This is a genomic window from Pectobacterium araliae, from assembly GCF_037076465.1.
GTDB lineage: Bacteria > Pseudomonadota > Gammaproteobacteria > Enterobacterales > Enterobacteriaceae > Pectobacterium > Pectobacterium araliae.
On the sequence record NZ_AP028908.1, the window covers coordinates 3,604,544 to 3,620,745 of the forward strand.

18 protein-coding genes are annotated in these 16,202 nt (G+C 52.1%); 4 read left to right on the forward strand and 14 right to left on the reverse strand.

All coding sequences use genetic code 11. From position 1 onward, the window contains the following. The gene (gene cysQ / locus AACH44_RS16300) at positions 1–741 is read right to left on the reverse strand and encodes a 3'(2'),5'-bisphosphate nucleotidase CysQ (protein ID WP_261846955.1); all 741 of its coding nucleotides are present in this window, start codon (positions 739–741) and stop codon (positions 1–3) included. A gap of 203 nt (positions 742–944) precedes the next feature. Between cysQ and AACH44_RS16305 the strand changes: the two genes are divergently transcribed. After that, a complete protein-coding gene (locus AACH44_RS16305) occupies positions 945–2,897 on the forward strand; it encodes a bifunctional 2',3'-cyclic-nucleotide 2'-phosphodiesterase/3'-nucleotidase (RefSeq protein ID WP_261846956.1) in 1,953 nt (650 codons plus the stop codon). 192 nt (positions 2,898–3,089) lie between these two features. Continuing rightward, the gene (locus AACH44_RS16310; protein ID WP_261846957.1) at positions 3,090–3,644 is read left to right on the forward strand and encodes a flavodoxin family protein; all 555 of its coding nucleotides are present in this window, start codon (positions 3,090–3,092) and stop codon (positions 3,642–3,644) included. Between the two features lie 71 nt (positions 3,645–3,715). On the opposite strand, the gene AACH44_RS16315 is transcribed toward AACH44_RS16310, so the two are convergent. Then, positions 3,716–4,138, reverse strand: a complete 423-nt coding sequence (locus AACH44_RS16315) for a DUF2502 domain-containing protein (protein WP_261846958.1) — start codon at positions 4,136–4,138, stop codon at positions 3,716–3,718. A 293-nt stretch (positions 4,139–4,431) separates the two neighbouring features. Between AACH44_RS16315 and ipdC the strand changes: the two genes are divergently transcribed. Beyond that, a complete protein-coding gene (ipdC, locus tag AACH44_RS16320; RefSeq protein WP_261846959.1) occupies positions 4,432–6,099 on the forward strand; it encodes an indolepyruvate decarboxylase in 1,668 nt (555 codons plus the stop codon). Positions 6,100–6,175: 76 nt separating this feature from the next. Here ipdC and fklB read toward each other — a convergent pair whose 3' ends face one another. Further along, positions 6,176–6,796, reverse strand: a complete 621-nt coding sequence (gene fklB, locus AACH44_RS16325) for an FKBP-type peptidyl-prolyl cis-trans isomerase (RefSeq protein ID WP_261846960.1) — start codon at positions 6,794–6,796, stop codon at positions 6,176–6,178. 353 nt (positions 6,797–7,149) lie between these two features. Between fklB and AACH44_RS16330 the strand changes: the two genes are divergently transcribed. After that, positions 7,150–7,863: a LysM-like peptidoglycan-binding domain-containing protein gene (locus AACH44_RS16330; RefSeq protein WP_261846961.1), complete on the forward strand. Its 714-nt coding sequence runs from the start codon at positions 7,150–7,152 to the stop codon at positions 7,861–7,863. Here AACH44_RS16330 and AACH44_RS16335 read toward each other — a convergent pair. The 11 genes from AACH44_RS16335 to yjfP form a co-directional block, all read right to left on the reverse strand. Beyond that, a complete protein-coding gene (locus AACH44_RS16335; RefSeq protein WP_261846962.1) occupies positions 7,860–8,222 on the reverse strand; it encodes a DUF488 domain-containing protein in 363 nt (120 codons plus the stop codon). The genes AACH44_RS16330 and AACH44_RS16335 overlap by 4 nt on opposite strands. A 132-nt stretch (positions 8,223–8,354) precedes the next feature. Next, positions 8,355–8,807: a 50S ribosomal protein L9 gene (gene rplI / locus AACH44_RS16340; protein ID WP_261846963.1), complete on the reverse strand. Its 453-nt coding sequence runs from the start codon at positions 8,805–8,807 to the stop codon at positions 8,355–8,357. Positions 8,808–8,848: 41 nt separating this feature from the next. Further along, the gene (rpsR, locus tag AACH44_RS16345) at positions 8,849–9,076 is read right to left on the reverse strand and encodes a 30S ribosomal protein S18 (protein WP_005974788.1); all 228 of its coding nucleotides are present in this window, start codon (positions 9,074–9,076) and stop codon (positions 8,849–8,851) included. A 4-nt stretch (positions 9,077–9,080) separates the two neighbouring features. After that, positions 9,081–9,401, reverse strand: coding sequence for a primosomal replication protein N (gene priB, locus AACH44_RS16350; RefSeq protein WP_107170004.1), 321 nt, complete (start codon positions 9,399–9,401; stop codon positions 9,081–9,083). A gap of 5 nt (positions 9,402–9,406) precedes the next feature. Continuing rightward, on the reverse strand, positions 9,407–9,799 hold the full coding sequence (gene rpsF, locus AACH44_RS16355) for a 30S ribosomal protein S6 (RefSeq protein WP_005974793.1): 393 nt from the start codon (positions 9,797–9,799) through the stop codon (positions 9,407–9,409). A gap of 237 nt (positions 9,800–10,036) precedes the next feature. After that, entirely contained in the window at positions 10,037–10,783 is a 747-nt protein-coding gene (locus tag AACH44_RS16360; protein WP_261846964.1) for an ABC transporter ATP-binding protein, read from the reverse strand. After that, positions 10,780–11,589, reverse strand: a complete 810-nt coding sequence (locus AACH44_RS16365) for an ATP-binding cassette domain-containing protein (protein ID WP_261846965.1) — start codon at positions 11,587–11,589, stop codon at positions 10,780–10,782. The genes AACH44_RS16360 and AACH44_RS16365 overlap by 4 nt, the downstream gene beginning before the upstream one ends. Continuing rightward, positions 11,582–12,433: an ABC transporter permease gene (locus tag AACH44_RS16370; protein WP_261846966.1), complete on the reverse strand. Its 852-nt coding sequence runs from the start codon at positions 12,431–12,433 to the stop codon at positions 11,582–11,584. Before AACH44_RS16370 ends, AACH44_RS16365 begins: the two co-directional genes overlap by 8 nt. Beyond that, entirely contained in the window at positions 12,430–13,413 is a 984-nt protein-coding gene (locus tag AACH44_RS16375) for an ABC transporter permease (RefSeq protein WP_261846967.1), read from the reverse strand. The genes AACH44_RS16370 and AACH44_RS16375 overlap by 4 nt, the downstream gene beginning before the upstream one ends. Before the next feature lie 123 nt (positions 13,414–13,536). Next, entirely contained in the window at positions 13,537–15,078 is a 1,542-nt protein-coding gene (locus AACH44_RS16380; protein WP_261846968.1) for an ABC transporter substrate-binding protein, read from the reverse strand. Between the two features lie 193 nt (positions 15,079–15,271). Beyond that, positions 15,272–16,039 (reverse strand): esterase, encoded by a 768-nt coding sequence (yjfP, locus tag AACH44_RS16385; RefSeq protein WP_261846969.1) that lies wholly within the window; start codon positions 16,037–16,039, stop codon positions 15,272–15,274. Positions 16,040–16,202: the final 163 nt, after the last annotated feature.

The window sequence follows — 16,202 nt, forward strand, 5'->3', positions numbered from 1 at the left end:
TTAAAATAAAGAGACGCGAAAACCGGGGTTGAGGAAGGATTTACGCGGTATGTAGGACAGCGGGCGCCCCTGCCAATCGTTAACCTGCGCCCCAGCTGCCACCGCTACCGCATGGCCCGCGGCCGTATCCCAAATATTGGTCGGCCCAAAGCGCGGGTAAAGCTGCGCTTCACCTTCTGCCACCAGACAAAATTTTAGCGATGACCCAATCGCCACCGTCTGGTGCTCACCCAGTTGGTTGAGATAGTCCTTTAACTCGCTATCGGCATGAGAGCGGCTGACCACCACCAGCGGCGGGTGTGCCTGCTTCACCGAAATTTGCCGATGCTGACCGTTCTCTTCTTTCCAGGCTTTGCCTTCCGCTGCGGAGTACATCACCCCCGTGACCGGTACATAAACGACGCCCAGTACGGCCTGACCGTCCTCAATCAGCGCAATGTTAACCGTGAACTCACCGTTACGGCTAAGGAACTCTTTCGTTCCGTCTAGCGGGTCGACCAACCAGTAGCGCTGCCAGTGCCGACGGATTTCCCACGCAGGCGGATCTTCTTCTGACAGCAGAGGAATATCGGGATACGCCGCGGCCAGCCCGTCCTTAATAACGCGATGCGCCGCAAGGTCGGCAGCCGTCACCGGTGAATCATCTTTCTTGTGTGCGACATCCACGGGGTGTTGCCCATCGTAAACTTGCATAATGGCAGCACCGGCGTCACGGGCCAGTTGGCAAATCGGTTCTAACATGCTCTACCTCATCGTTATCGGTTGCGCGTAACGCAGATTTCATCTTTACCCTTCATTATACATCTGTGAGGCAATCTACGATTATTACCATTATTGATGTCATCCTCAGGATTTAGAGACGATAATCACTTTAACTTCATCATGATATGAAAGACACCCCGATCGCTTTACGCATCGACAATCACCGTTCAAGGAGTTACCCAATGAAGCATTCACTGGCACTCAGCCTGCTTGCAACGCTGGTCGCCACGACCGTTCATGCCGCTACCGTTGATTTACGGGTATTGGAAACCACCGATCTGCACAGCAATATGATGGATTTCGATTACTACAAAGATACGCCAACCGATAAGTTTGGTCTGGTGCGTACCGCCAGCCTGATTCACGCCGCGCGCGAACAGGCCACCAACAGTGTGCTGGTCGATAATGGCGACCTGATTCAGGGCAGCCCGTTAGGCGACTACATGGCGGCAAAGGGGCTGAAAGCGGGCGATGTACACCCAGTTTATCAGGCGATGAACACGCTAGATTATTCCGTCGGCAATATCGGTAACCACGAATTCAACTATGGATTGGACTACCTGCACAAGGCCTTGTCTGGCGCGAAATTTCCTTATGTGAACGCCAACGTGCTGGATGCCAAAACGGGTAAATCCCTGTTTACGCCTTACCACATTGAAGACAAATCAGTCACGGATCGCGAAGGTAAGCAGCATACCTTACGCATTGGCTATATTGGCTTCGTCCCGCCGCAGGTCATGGTATGGGATAAAGCTAATCTGACCGGAAAAGTCACCGTGGAAGACATCACCGCCAGCGCGAAAAAGTGGGTACCGGAAATGCGCAAGCAAGGTGCCGATCTGGTGATTGTGATCCCTCACTCCGGTCTTTCTGCCGAGCCGTACAAAGCGATGGCGGAAAACTCCGTTTACTACCTCAGCCAAATCCCCGGCGTTGACGCGATCATGTTCGGTCATGCTCATGCGGTTTTCCCCAGCAATGACTTTGCCAACATCAAGGGCGCTGACATCAAACAGGGAACGCTCAACGGCGTGCCTGCGGTGATGCCGGGGCAATGGGGTGACCACCTCGGTGTCGTCGATTTCACATTGAATAACGACAGCGGCACATGGAAAGTGGAACAGGCGAAAGCGGAAGCCAGACCGATCTATGACAAAGCGCAGAAGAAATCACTGGCGGCGGAAGACGACAAACTCGTAAAAGTGCTTTCCGATGCACACAAGGACACGCGTGAGTTCGTCAGCAAGCCGATCGGTAAATCCGCAGACAACATGTACAGCTACCTGTCGCTGATTCAGGACGATCCCACGGTGCAGATCGTCAACAATGCTCAGCGCGCCTATGTAGAACATTTCATTCAGGGCGATCCCGACCTGGCCGATCTTCCCGTGCTGTCCGCTGCCGCGCCGTTTAAAGCCGGGGGGCGTAAAAACGATCCGGCCAGCTATGTCGAAGTAGAAAAAGGTCAGCTCACTTTCCGTAACGCCGCTGATTTGTATCTCTACCCAAACACGCTGGTGGTGGTGAAAGTCAACGGACAGCAGGTGCAGGAGTGGCTGGAATGCTCTGCGGGTCAGTTCAAGCAAATCGATACAAGCAAACGTGAACCGCAATCCCTGCTGAACTGGGATGGCTTCCGCACCTATAACTTCGACGTGATCGATGGCGTCAATTATCAGATTGATGTCACGCAACCTGCCCGCTATGACAGCGAATGCGCGTTAATCAACGATAAAGCACACCGTATCAAAGGGCTGACGTTTAATGGCAAACCGATCGATCCTAAAGCGACCTTCCTGATTGCCACCAACAACTACCGCGCCTACGGCGAGAAATTTGCTGGTACGGGGGAGAAGTCTGTAGCCTTCGCCTCACCGGATGAAAACCGCTCCGTTCTGGCGGCTTACATCAGTGCGGAAACGCAAAAGTCGGGAGACGTGAAGCCGCAGGCAGATAACAACTGGCATCTGGCCCCTATCGTCAGCGATACGCCGCTGGACATCCGTTTTGAAACGTCACCGTCAGAGAAAGCGACCGCGTTTATCAAAGAGAAAGCGCAGTACCCGATGGCGTCTGTCGGGAATGATGACACGGGCTTTGCGGTTTATCGTATTGACCTGCAACACGCTAAATAAACGCTAAACACCTTGTTATGTGCAGGCTCCTGCTTCGGTGGGAGCCTGAACGCCCCCGTGACTCAAACCAGATTATCTCCCATTTTCACTCCAGTATCATAATGTTACAGAGTAATGAAACAGAGATAATCTTTTCTCGGTGTAAAGTAGGTTATCGACATACCGATACAACATAGAAAAATGGGGACAATAATGTCAAAAAACGTCGTTATTTATCATTCCGGCTATGGCCACACACAACGTCTGGCACAATCCGTAGCAGAAGGCGCGCAAGCAGCGCTGATCGCGATTGATGCAGAAGGGAATATTACCGATGCAGAGTGGGAGCAACTCGCCGCTGCCGACGCGATTATTTTCGGTGCACCGACATACATGGGCGGCGTTCCATGGCAGTTCAAGAAATTTGCGGATGCCAGTTCTAAAGCCTGGTTCTCCCGTACGTGGAGCAACAAAGTGTTCGGCGGTTTTACTAACAGCGCCAGCCTGAACGGTGACAAGCAGGTTACGCTGATTTATCTGCAAACGCTGGCTTCACAGCACGGCGGGATTTGGGTCAGCCTGAACCAGTTGCCTTCCAATGCCAAAGCGGCAAAACGTGACGATCTGAACAACCTCGGTGGTTCCGTCGGCCTGCTGGCACAAACGCCTTCTGATGCCAGCGCAGATGAAGTGATCGCAGGCGATCTGGCAACGGGTAAGCTGTACGGTCAGCGCATCGCTGACATCGCTGCGAAGCTGGCAAACTAGTTAAAAGACGTCGCTTAAGCGTCAGTTTTCAATGAACACGCGCCGCGCTTTCGCGGCGCTTTTTTTATCTGCTAATCGCGGAACGATCCCCGCCCATTGCGATAATAGCCATTTCCTCGCTCATGTCCGCGCCTATCCCAATCGCCGCGACGTGGACCACGCTCGTCAACATAGCGTGGAGAACCAAAACGACGCTTATCAAAATTAAGTCTCTCGCGCTGGCTCTCACGCCACCCGCGAGCATCACGCCAGCGCCAACCATCCCAGTAGTAACCGTGCCGATTACGCTCACCACGATAGTCACCCCGGTGCTCCTGCCACCAGCGCTCGCTGCGCCAGTCATAGCCGTCCCAGTAATTACCACGCCTGTCACGCTCACCAATATTCAACGTGACGCCGGGCATCAGATCGATGCTGGCACCCTTAGCCTCTGGTGCTGGCATAACCGCAAACATTCCCACAAACAGGGCACTGATGACGAGTGGCTTAAACATAGGGGTACTCCTTGCTCACCGCGACTGCGGCCTGGCAAAGATATACGGGGAATTCTTCTTTTCCACTATCAGATAAACACGCATTTTCCTGACTTTACCGTTCTTAACGTTTCGCTAACGCAGATGCACGCTATTCATCAGCACTCTATTAATTAATAAATCTAACATTTAAAAGACCTTAAATGATGAAAAAATGCAAAAAAAGATTAAATATAGAGAATAAATATTAGAAATATTTATATAAAGGTTAATGCTACCCTCTGAACATCCATCATTTCTAGAGGGAATAAGCAATGAGCGAAAGCTATACGGTAGGAGATTATTTACTGGATCGTCTGACACAGGTTGGTATTCAGCACCTCTTCGGCGTACCGGGCGATTACAACCTGCATTTTCTCGATCATGTCATCAGGCACCCAGATATCACTTGGGTGGGCTGTGCGAACGAGTTAAACGCCGCTTACGCCGCCGATGGCTATGCGCGGTGCCGTCCGGCGGCGGCACTACTCACCACCTTCGGCGTGGGTGAACTCAGCGCAATTAACGGCATTGCGGGCAGCTATGCAGAATGCTTGCCTGTCATTCACATTGCCACTGCACCCAGTCTCGCGTCACAACGCAATGGCGAATTGCTCCATCACACATTAGGTGACGGCGACTTCAGGCACTTTTCCCGCATGGCGGCAGAAGTTACCGTTGCGCAGGCCAGCCTCACCGTCGAGAACGCAACCACAGAGATCGACAGGGTTATTGGAGAAGCGCTTGCGCAGCATAAGCCGGTATACCTGTTTCTGCCATTGGACGTGGCGGCGGCACCTGCGGGTACACGACCGTATTCACTCGTTATCCCTGAACCACTCCGCTCTGATGAATCGCTGCAAGCTTTTACCGCAGCCGCCACCACGATGCTCAGCGAGGCAAGATCAGTCTCCTTGCTGGCTGACTTTCTGGCTCAGCGCGCTGGCGTTGCAGGGCAAATCCAACGCTGGCTTGATAAAACCCCGCTCCCCCACGCCACCTTGCTGATGGGGAAAGGCACGCTAAACGAACAACATCGCAGTTTTACCGGCACCTACGCGGGTGGCGGCAGTCACGAAACGATCAGGGCACACATCGAAGACGCGGATGTCATCATCAGCATTGGCGTGCGTTATACCGATACGATTACCACTGGCTTCAGCCACCAGATTTCGAGCGAAAAAAATATCGACATCCAGACCACGCTGGCTCGCGTTGGCGATCGGATTTTCCCCTCGGTTCCGATGTCAGACGCTATCGCCGCGCTGGAAAAAATCACCGCGATGCTCGCTTCACGCTGGGAATACCGCGCGATTACGCCCCCCGCCTTACCGCAATCAGAGCACACAGACACACTCAATCAACGGGAGTTTTGGCAACAGATGCAGCGGTTCCTCCGCTCTGGCGATATTCTCGTGACCGACCAAGGCACCTCCTGTTTTGGGGCCGCCACGCTCCGGTTACCCGCGGGCTGTCATTTCATCGTCCAACCGCTGTGGGGTTCAATAGGCTATTCTCTACCCGCCGCATTCGGCGCACAGATTGCCGAACCGGAACGACGCGTGGTGCTGTTGATCGGCGATGGCTCACTTCAGCTCACCGTACAGGAACTGGGCTCGATCATTCGGGATCGCCTGAACATAGTCATTGTGGTGCTGAATAACGAAGGCTACACCGTTGAACGCGCGATTCACGGCCCCGAACAACGCTACAACGATATTGCCGCCTGGAACTGGACACAGCTTCCTGCCGCGCTAGGGGCGAATGAAAACGAGATACTCTGCGAACAGGTATGTTCACCGGCCGCACTCGCACAGATGCTTGAGCAAGTGAATGCCGTGTCGCGTTTGTCGCTCATTGAAGTGGTATTGCCGAGAATGGATATTCCCGCGCTTTTACACACCATCACGCAGTCGCTTGAGACCCGCAATACCGTGCAGTAGCGCGGTATCAGATTAAGGCCAGGACTTTGTCATCAATCTGAGGCGCTCATTGAGCGCCTTTCTTTTTGTCTGGAGATTACAGAATTTCCAGCAATTCCACTTCAAAAATCAGCGCGCTGAATGGCGGAATGGAAGCACCTGCACCACGTTCGCCATACGCCAGATTATGCGGGATATAGAGCTCCCACTTAGAACCGACTGGCATCAGCGTCAACGCCTCAATCCAGCCAGGAATGACGCCACTGACCGGGAACTCAGCAGGTTGACCACGCTCAACGGAGCTATCGAACACGCTACCGTCAATCAGGCGACCGGTATAATGCACACGAACACGATCCTGACGAGCAGGAATCGCCCCATCACCCTGTGTTAACACGCGGAATTGCAGACCGGATTCCGTGCTATCCACGCCTTCTTTCTGCGCATTTTCCGCCAGGAACTGTTGGCCTTCTACTGCCAGCTCCTGTTGGCGATCGCGACGCACGGCATCGGCACGTTCATGAACTTCACGCAGCGCACGGTGAACCACATCCACAGGCACCGCTGGCGCGTTACCTTCCAGCGCATCGCGTAGACCAGCAAGCAGAGCTTCTGGGATCAAGCCTTCAAGCCCTGATTCCTGTAACTGTTGACCAACCTGTAAGCCGATGCCGTAACTTGCCTGCGCTTCGACGCTATCAAAAGAAGGTGTTGTCATGGATGTTCCTTTTAATCTGTAAAAAACTGAAAGCGCAGCATAACAGCGACAGAGTGTGGGGTAAAATCCTGTGTGCAGGTAATCACGTTAACTGAACGCGAGCTAAACCATTACCGGAAGCTGGCCTATACTGGTGGTTCTACTATTCCTAACGCATCGGCTACCTTGATCATCAACGCGTTAACTAGTCAGCTGAGGGAAATTATCGGTATACTGAACGTATTCTTATCCTGATGCGGTTTTTATGCTGACGCAGCGTGATTGTTGGCATAGCGTGGTGAATGACATCATTGCTATTTGATGCGTTTTTATACTGAGTGTTTTTATACTGAACTGTAGTAAGAGAGGTCACCATGGGCAGAATTGCGCCCAGGAAGCGGAAAACCACCTGGGATTATCAAACGCTAGTACGCTTCTGCCAGCGAATTATCCAGCGGCAGCCCTCAGATGCTGTAGCCGTAGAAAATGATGAGGCTAATGAAGAGCTGGAGCGTCTGTCTCCTCCTTCCCTGCGTGAACGTATGCGTGTCAGGCTGAAAAAAATCTGGCATCTGCCCGACAGCTATCACTGGATGGAACCGCTGCCGCTCCTCCATCGTCGCTGGATTTTAGTCGCTATCGCACTGCTGCTGGTCGTCTTGCTCTGGCCTTACAGCGCGCAACATCCACAGCCTGCCCGTACCACCCCCGTACCGCTTACTCAGGCAGATAATCAAGCTGCGATGCAGGCTGTGATTATTGAAAACCCGCCTTCCACGTCACAACAGCAACATACGGCTACACCACCACCGGCTCAGCAGTCAGCGCCGTGGCGGAATTATGAAATATCATCAGGGCAAACGTTGGCCCAACTCTTTCGCGATAACAATTTACCCGTCAGCGATGTGTTCGCGATGGCGCAGGTGGAGGGGCGGGATAAGCCGCTCAGCAATTTGCGGGCAGGTCAGGCGGTCAAACTCCAACTGAATGCACAGGGTATGGTCGCAGAGCTGGAGATCGAAACCACGGCGAACCAGACGATCAGGTTCACGCGCGGTGCGGACGGGGCATTTACCCGTACGCGCTAGCGGGATTGCTGTTCCAACAGGAAGTCGCGCAAAACGATAGCATGATTGTGCTGCGCGTCTTTACTGCCATAAAGCAGTGTGATGACCTTCTTCTTCTCAAGCAACGTCAGCAGTCTGTTACACGCGGTCCCCTGCGCTAATTCATTACGATAATAATGCACAAATTCCGCCCAACGTTCAGGTTCAGCGTGGAACCATTTTCGCAGCTCACTGCTCGGCGCAATGTCTTTAAACCACTCAACCCCTTCCAGACGCGTTTTACTGATGCCACGCGGCCACAGGCGGTCAATAAGAAAAGTGGGGGTAGAAAAAGGGGCTTGCGCGTCATACACGCGGGTGAGGTGAATTAAGTCAGACATGCGGCCTCCGGCCTCATTTTTAGGTATAGGCAATGATAGGCCATTATTCCCCGATCCCTAAAATGCAAAACGCTGGCACAAGGCCAGCGTTTCACATGTTAACTAAAGTATTAATTCAACGATAAACGTGAATTATGCTTCAGCAACAACAACGACATTCAGTTCAGCAAACACATCGCTGTGTACCTGGAAGCTCACTTCGTGATCGCCCAGAGTACGCAGAACGCCGTTCGGCAAACGAACTTCGCTCTTCGCGATTTCAACACCAGCAGCCGTTACCGCATCAGCGATATCGCGAGTACCGATGGAACCGAACAGTTTACCTTCGTCGCCTGCTTTAGACGCGATGGTAACGCTACCCAGTTCTTTGATCTTAGCGGCGCGAGCTTCAGCTGCAGCCAGAACGTCAGCCAGTTTGGCTTCCAGTTCAGCACGGCGTGCTTCGAAGAACTCAACGTTTTTCTTGGTTGCAGGGACAGCTTTGCCCTGTGGAACCAAGAAGTTACGAGCATAGCCCGCTTTAACGTTTACCTGATCACCCAGGCTGCCCAGGTTTGCTACTTTATCAAGCAGAATAACTTGCATTACTTTATCCTCTCAAAGTCTCGTTAATGGACAGTGGCCGATTACTGATGACGGTCAGTGTACGGCAACAAAGACAAGTAACGCGCACGCTTGATAGCGCGGGCCAGCTGACGCTGGTATTTTGCACGAGTACCGGTGATACGGCTCGGAACAATCTTGCCGCTTTCAGTGATATAGTTTTTCAGCGTAGCGATATCTTTATAATCAATCTCTACAACGCCTTCCGCGGTGAAACGGCAGAATTTGCGACGACGGAAATAACGTGCCATGTGGCTAGTCTCCAGAATCTATCAATTCAATCTGCTCGGCATGTAACACTATCTTGCTCAGACCATTGCGCCCTTGATGGCAGCTGATGAATCCGTGCACGGTAAGTTGCGTGCCGACCGTTATACTGTGGGTAACTGCTTGTGACGAAAGTCCGCTGACAATCACGGGCATACGACACCATGCTTGCCGCTTCAATCCGGCTTCCTCTTGCGTCGAGCGGTGCTCAAGCACGAACTGACAATGAGGAATACCTGACGGGCTGACCTTACGAATGGGCGTCTTGCACACGGTGCCAGACAACACCAGACGATTCACCGTCACCACAACAATTACTCTTCAGAATCCCCTGCATCCACATCATCGCCAGCTTCAGCGAAATCTTCACGACGCTCACGGCGTTCGTCTTTCGCTTTCACCATTGGAGATGCTTCAGTTACCGCGTGCTTAACGCGCATAACCATGCTGCGGATAACGGCATCGTTAAAGCGGAAGTTTGTTTCCAGCTCATCGATCGCTTCCTGCGGGGCTTCAACGTTCAGCAGAACGTAGTGAGCTTTGTGCAGTTTGTTGATCGGGTAAGCCAGCTGACGGCGGCCCCAGTCTTCCAGACGGTGGATCGTGCCCTGCGCACCAGTGATGGTAGCAGTGTAGCGCTCGATCATGCCCGGAACCTGTTCGCTCTGGTCAGGATGAACCATAAATACGATTTCGTAATGACGCATCGAATTGCTCCTTACGGATTATTCAGCCTCCTGTCTGGGTCAACCGCGGCCCGTGGAGGCAAGGAACGTGTATGTGTGCGGCTGAAAAAATGACGCGTAAGTATAGTGCTACAAACAATAAAAGACAAGGCTAAGCACAGAACAACGCCCAGTTAAGAACTGTATCGACTTAAATGCGATCGATCTTAAATACACTGTCTACCCAATAACCGGGCCCACTACCGGGTGCCATCACGGTTATTGCGGCATGCGTGGAATGCTGGATAGCAGCTTTTGCGTATAAGGATGCTGTGGTGAAGCCAGAACATCCCGCACACGACCTTGCTCCACAATACGCCCGTGCTCCAGCACGACAATGTCCTCGCACAGTGCAGCAACAGTACCGAGATCGTGCGAGACTAAAACCAGCGTGGTAAGGTTTGACAGCGACTTAAGCAATTCGACAATACGAATTTTCGTAGACAGATCGAGTGCGCTTACCGCTTCATCAGCCAACACCACATCAGGCTGCGACACAATTGCACGGGCGATGGCGATACGTTGGCGCTGACCACCAGAAAACGCATGCGGATAGCGATCAATCGCATCTGCTGGCAACCCTACGGCATGAAGTACGTCGTTTACCGTCTCCGCTACTGGTTTGCGAATACGCAGTGCTCGCAGCGGTTCTGCAATGATATCTCGTACCCGCTGGCGCGGATCAAGGGAGGAATAGGGATCCTGAAAAACGACCTGTACGGATTTGCGGTATTCCCGCATAAATCGTCGATCGCGCGGATTGAGTACCTGACCGTTAAAACGCACTTCGCCCTGTGATGGCAGGTTCAGGCCGAGTAAAATACGCAGTAATGTGGTTTTGCCCGACCCGGATTCCCCCACAATACCCAGATTGACACCACGATGAAGGGTTAATGATACCTCATTGAGTATTTGACGATCGCTTTGATAGCTGAACGTTACGCCATCCACATCAATCAGGTTCATGGCCTATACCCCAATGCCGTATCGAATGAACGCGCTGCGGCAACCAATATTTTCGTATATTCATCTTCAGGCTGGCGAAACACCACGGCGATATCCCCTTGTTCAACCAAACGGCCTTTGTTCATCACCATCACTCTGTTCGCCACCTTGGCCACCACCGGCAGATCGTGACTGATAAACAGCAGGGCAGACCCCTGTTCCGTTACCAGACTCATGAGAAGCTTCAATATTTCTGCCTGCGTAGTGACATCCAAGGCGGTGGTCGGTTCATCGGCGATCAGCAACGCGGGTTCACAAGCCAATGCCATAGCGATTGCCACACGCTGCCGCTGCCCACCGGATAATTCATGCGGCCAGGCGGTAACGATTTTCTCCGGCTGCGGCAAAGCGACCCGTTCAATCCAGCGTAGAACGGCATGAGTAACCGCGCGTCGATCGGCGGCGCGCCCTGTTCTCCGAGCCGTGCGCTGGACAGGTTCGGCTATCAATTGCCCAATTCGCATTAACGGGTTAAGTGCCGTCAGGGGTTCCTGAAACACCGTCGCTACCTGACTGCCTCGCAGACGCGTTAGCTGGCGATCGCTGGCACCGATGATCGATTGCCCGGCCAACTGCACCGATCCACTGGCCTGAATTGCGGCGGGTAACAGACCGTTAATCGCCAACGCGGTCAATGATTTTCCTGACCCCGATTCACCAATCAAACCAACACGATCGCCGGGAGCGAGAGTAAAAGAGAGATCGGAAACCAGCGTCCGCGTGCCCGCACGCAACGACAATGAATTAACTGTCAGCAGGTTATCCATGGTGACCTCCACCGTCAGGTTCCCCTCTGTCACGCAGTCCATCCGCTAATAGGTTGATACCAACAATCAATGTCACCAATGCAATACCCGGTGCGATCACGCCAAAAGGGGCGGTATACACCGATCCCTGCGCTTCCTGTAATAACCGTCCCCATGACGTATTTGGCGGCGGTGCTCCCAGCCCAAGATAGGAGAGCGAAGCTTCAGCAATCACCGCCGCCCCGAACTGCAACGCGATGTTTACTGATAATGTCGGCCAGATATTCGGCAAAATATGTCGAAAAATAATGCTTCCCCATGACGAGCCAGATGTCCGAGCAGCCGTAATATAATCCATCCGTAGTACTTGTTTTGTCAGAATACGCGTTAGCCTGGCGATAATCGCGGAAATCGCAATACCGAGAGCAACGATCGCCGAGCCCAGACTGGCTCCATCACCACTCGCCACAATCAGCATCGCCAACAACAGCGTAGGAAACGCGATAAGAATGTCCAGCACCACCGCCAGCACATCATCCAGCGTGCGACTGGCGAATGCCGATAGCAGGCCGAGTGTGACGCCAATCGCCAGACCAACCATAACCGCGCCGCCCCCCGTCAACAACGCCACGCGGGCACCGCTCATCATCAATGTAAATAAATCCCGCCCTAATCGATCAGTGCCAGCCCAATGCAGTAAAGACGGCGCTTCCAATCGAGTGCCCGTCATCGCGGTGGGATCCCAGGGCGTCCAGAACAGCGTCGTGAACGCAATGAGCACGTGTACGCCCACGAGTAGTCCCCCCAACATCAGGGTGAAGGAACGAGAGCGGCGTCCCAACGTGGCGAAGGAAAACCGAATCATGCTGCTCCTCCAGTGATTTTATCTTGCTTACGGCTATCACTACGCAGACGCGGATCGATCAGACGCTGAATCAGATCGGCAATAAAACCAATAATCAGCACCAGTAACGTGGACACAAACAACACGCCCTGCACACTGGGGTAATCTCGCTGCCCGACACCCAGCAACAGCATTGAACCTAATCCTGGCAGTGAAAACACCTGTTCCACCACCACGGCGCCCAGCAGCGTGGAAGATAGCTCAATTCCCAGAATAGAAATCACCGGGATCACACCATTGCGAACGCCGTGTTTTATTAACGCCTGCGGAAAGCTGGCCCCCAACGCTCGCGCAGTCCGTAAATAGTCACTTCCCAACACGTCCAGCGTCGCGGCACGAACATAGCGTAATAATGATGCTGACATCACGATCGCCACCGTCACGACGGGTAGTACAAAACTGTGCAGAGCGGCAGGCAAATTCTGCCACCCTTCTGCTGGAAATCCCCCCGAAGGGAAAAAACGCAGATGAACAGCAAAAACCGTCACCAGAAGAATACCAATCCAGAAGACTGGCACAGCAATACCTAATTGAGAGATCACGGAAATAGCCCCGCCATACCAGCGATCGGCTTTTACTGCTGCAAGAATGCCCAGCGGCACGGCAATAATCAGTGCCAGAATAAACGCGAATAGGGTCAGTGGGAGTGTCATCGTCATGCGCGCCGCGATTTCTTCGCTGACAGGTATTCCGCTAATAAACGACTGTCCCAAATCAAAACGCAGTAGATGACTGAGAAACTGCAAAAATTGCTGAAAAAGAGGCAAATTCGAGCCAACCTGCCGCCGGGCGGCCTCAATTTGCTCAGGATCGGCACCGATAGAAACCAGCGAATTCGCGGGGTCGCCTGGTAGCAGGCGCAACAAAATAAACAACACGCTAACCGCAATGAAAACCGATAGAACCAGAATCATAGAACGGCGGAGAAGATAGACTGGCATAAGGTCACTTAACTTAGAGCCTATTCCATTAGGCTCTTACTTTATCAACCCACAAACCCATCATAGGGGAAGCGTCCGAGCAATGCTCGACCCTTTCCCCCTCTGAGTCTGGGTATATAACAATCAGATTTTGTTCTTTTTAATATTCCAGACAAAGAACTGCGCATTAAGAGCATTTACCGGATAACCGCTTACCGTTTTCACCGATACCACGATTTGCGGATAAAGATACAACCAGCTGCTGGCTGCATCTTCAGCGATAATCCGATTGGCCTCTGCCAGAGCACGTGTTTGATCCGCTTCGCTGGAGGCCAATTCCGCCTCTTTAATCAGCGCCGTCACCTGCGGATTATCATAACCCCAGTAGAAATTCGGATCGCCATAAAACACAATATCGCGATGATTCACATGTTCTTGTAACGTTGCCTGGAAATTATGCGCCTTATAAATCTTGGTATACCACTCATTAGCGGTGATCACATTGATTTTGACGGTGATACCCACTTTTTTCAGTTCATTTTGCACAAACTGCGCCACAATCGGATGTGGATCATAATTCGGCGTATCCAGAGTAAAACTGAATCCATTCGGGTAACCGGCTTTAGCCAGCAATGCCTTTGCATTTTCTGGGTTATAAGCATTCACGTTATTCAGATCAACATACCAAGGGTCGCTTGGTGGAACAAAAGATCCGATTAATGTACCGTAATTGCCCCAAATCGATTGCAGGAGCTTTCGCTTATCGATCGCTTGAGTCATCGCGCGACGTACATCAACATTATTGAAAGGCACGACATTATCATTGTATGCCAACAGAAGTTTCGTCGTGGACTGACCTTCCGACACGGTAAACGCAGGGTTATTTTTAAACTGTGCGAGTGAATCTGGGCTCTGAACAGAAGTAATGAGATCAACGGCATTGGTCAGCAGTGCATTATTCAGCGCTGAAGCATCCGTGAAATACTGGAAAATCACTCCCGCGTTGGCTGGGCGCTCGCCCCAATAGCGATCAAAGCGCTGCAACGATAGTGAAGAGCCCCGACGCCAGTTCTGCAATTGATAAGGCCCTGTACCATCTTCACGTGTTGTCAGGTTCGTCGCCTGATCGTTCACAATCCAAACGTAGCTGAGGTTATAAGGCAGGGAAACAGAACGCGAAGAAAGACGCACCACTACCGTGTTCGCATCAGGGGTTTCAATGCCCGCTATGGTTTTCAGGCTGTTTTTGCGTGAGCTTTTTGAGTCTGAAGCGATCACTCTTTCAATACTGAACTTCACATCAGCGGACGTCATCACCTTACCGGAATGGAAATGCACATCAGGCCGCAGGGTAAAACGATATTCCAGACCATCGTCACTGATGTGGTAATCCGTGGCCAATTGTTTTTCAACCGTCCCCTTATCTGTCAGCAAGAAAAGCGCTTGATATACATTGCCATTAAAAGCTTCGTTGATCCCCTGTCCCGCACCGGCGGTATTATCCAGATTTTGCGGCTCAATCAATGATCCAATCTTAATTGTCGCCTGAGAGTCATACGTTTCAGCCGCTGTCGACAACGCAGAGAAACATAGCCCAGCCAGCAGAATCATCGTACTGACGATGGTAAACTTCATATTCTGCATGATAGCTGTTCGACCGTATTGCAAGCTCCAGACTCGATACATTCTTTGCTCCTCCCGCCACCTAGCCATAAAGCGCCCCTCCCCGCAACCTCTGGGGACCGATACGCCAACAATTTTATCCATTCTACTTTTTCGCATCGACAGACCTGATATCCCCTTTATCTATCAAGTTATAGGCGTGTTGACTGCGTTCATTTACTGATGCAATATTTTTGTCCAATCGTCAATATTGACGTCACTCGTTCGCCGTCGTCAGGTAATGACTAAAAAATGTTTCCCCTGCTTGTAACGCTGTCGGCGTAATTCTGTGTCCAACACCTTTTTCTACCACATACGTCAAATTTCTATCCAGATTTTGTTGTTTCAATGCCTGATGGAGACGGGCGCTTTCTGCCGCAGGCACGACATCATCCGCCTCCCCGTGCCACACCAACAGCGGCCGATTGGACAGCGCCTCCAGGCGCGTGGTGACATCATAATCAGCGAGCTGGGTCGCTAACGCCAGCAACTCCGCCCGATGCTCTTCGCCATCGGCGGGAACCGGCGGAAATAGCGCGGATGATAGCGTAGAGAAATAGCCGGAGCCCATAAATGCCGCGACCGCAGTAATCCACGGATAGCGCGCCATACATCCGAGTGCGCTCATTCCGCCAAGTGATGCGCCGCAAACACCAACCCGTTCCCCGTCGATCAGGCCACGCTGCCGATATTCCGCGACATACTCAGGAAGTTCTTCAATGTTCGATTGCAGGATATCCCAAAAATGACGCAACCGCTGCGCGTCATTCCCGTCATAGCGGGCACCGTGCATGGCGGCATCGGGTAGAATCACTCTGAATCCAGCCTGAGCCAACGCATAGCCAAAATACGAATACACCTCTTTTGACGAGCAGTAACCGTGGAAGAAAAAAATCGTTGGTAGAGGCTGTGCCCTTCTTCCCGCAGGCACCGCGTGAATCACATCAATACCGCTGCCGAGTTTATCCAGTGACATTTCAACCATATTTCCCTCGAATTCTGTTCTGTCAGCACGTTTTTATGTAGCGAAATCGTATTTAGCAACAAGGTCACAACCTTTTACGATAAACCCGCTCACAACACGCTTCCTATCTCAGTCATGTTATTAATTTCATGCTGATTCGCATTTATGTAAATAAAAAATCACA

Coding starts and splice junctions, on each gene's coding strand:
- cysQ (WP_261846955.1), bottom strand. CDS start 741: ATGTTAGAACCGATTTGCCAACTGGCCCGTGACGCCGGTGCTGCCATT.
- AACH44_RS16305 (WP_261846956.1), top strand. CDS start 945: ATGAAGCATTCACTGGCACTCAGCCTGCTTGCAACGCTGGTCGCCACG.
- AACH44_RS16310 (WP_261846957.1), top strand. CDS start 3,090: ATGTCAAAAAACGTCGTTATTTATCATTCCGGCTATGGCCACACACAA.
- AACH44_RS16315 (WP_261846958.1), bottom strand. CDS start 4,138: ATGTTTAAGCCACTCGTCATCAGTGCCCTGTTTGTGGGAATGTTTGCG.
- ipdC (WP_261846959.1), top strand. CDS start 4,432: ATGAGCGAAAGCTATACGGTAGGAGATTATTTACTGGATCGTCTGACA.
- fklB (WP_261846960.1), bottom strand. CDS start 6,796: ATGACAACACCTTCTTTTGATAGCGTCGAAGCGCAGGCAAGTTACGGC.
- AACH44_RS16330 (WP_261846961.1), top strand. CDS start 7,150: ATGGGCAGAATTGCGCCCAGGAAGCGGAAAACCACCTGGGATTATCAA.
- AACH44_RS16335 (WP_261846962.1), bottom strand. CDS start 8,222: ATGTCTGACTTAATTCACCTCACCCGCGTGTATGACGCGCAAGCCCCT.
- rplI (WP_261846963.1), bottom strand. CDS start 8,807: ATGCAAGTTATTCTGCTTGATAAAGTAGCAAACCTGGGCAGCCTGGGT.
- rpsR (WP_005974788.1), bottom strand. CDS start 9,076: ATGGCACGTTATTTCCGTCGTCGCAAATTCTGCCGTTTCACCGCGGAA.
- rpsF (WP_005974793.1), bottom strand. CDS start 9,799: ATGCGTCATTACGAAATCGTATTTATGGTTCATCCTGACCAGAGCGAA.
- AACH44_RS16360 (WP_261846964.1), bottom strand. CDS start 10,783: ATGAACCTGATTGATGTGGATGGCGTAACGTTCAGCTATCAAAGCGAT.
- AACH44_RS16365 (WP_261846965.1), bottom strand. CDS start 11,589: ATGGATAACCTGCTGACAGTTAATTCATTGTCGTTGCGTGCGGGCACG.
- AACH44_RS16370 (WP_261846966.1), bottom strand. CDS start 12,433: ATGATTCGGTTTTCCTTCGCCACGTTGGGACGCCGCTCTCGTTCCTTC.
- AACH44_RS16375 (WP_261846967.1), bottom strand. CDS start 13,413: ATGCCAGTCTATCTTCTCCGCCGTTCTATGATTCTGGTTCTATCGGTT.
- AACH44_RS16380 (WP_261846968.1), bottom strand. CDS start 15,078: ATGTATCGAGTCTGGAGCTTGCAATACGGTCGAACAGCTATCATGCAG.
- yjfP (WP_261846969.1), bottom strand. CDS start 16,039: ATGGTTGAAATGTCACTGGATAAACTCGGCAGCGGTATTGATGTGATT.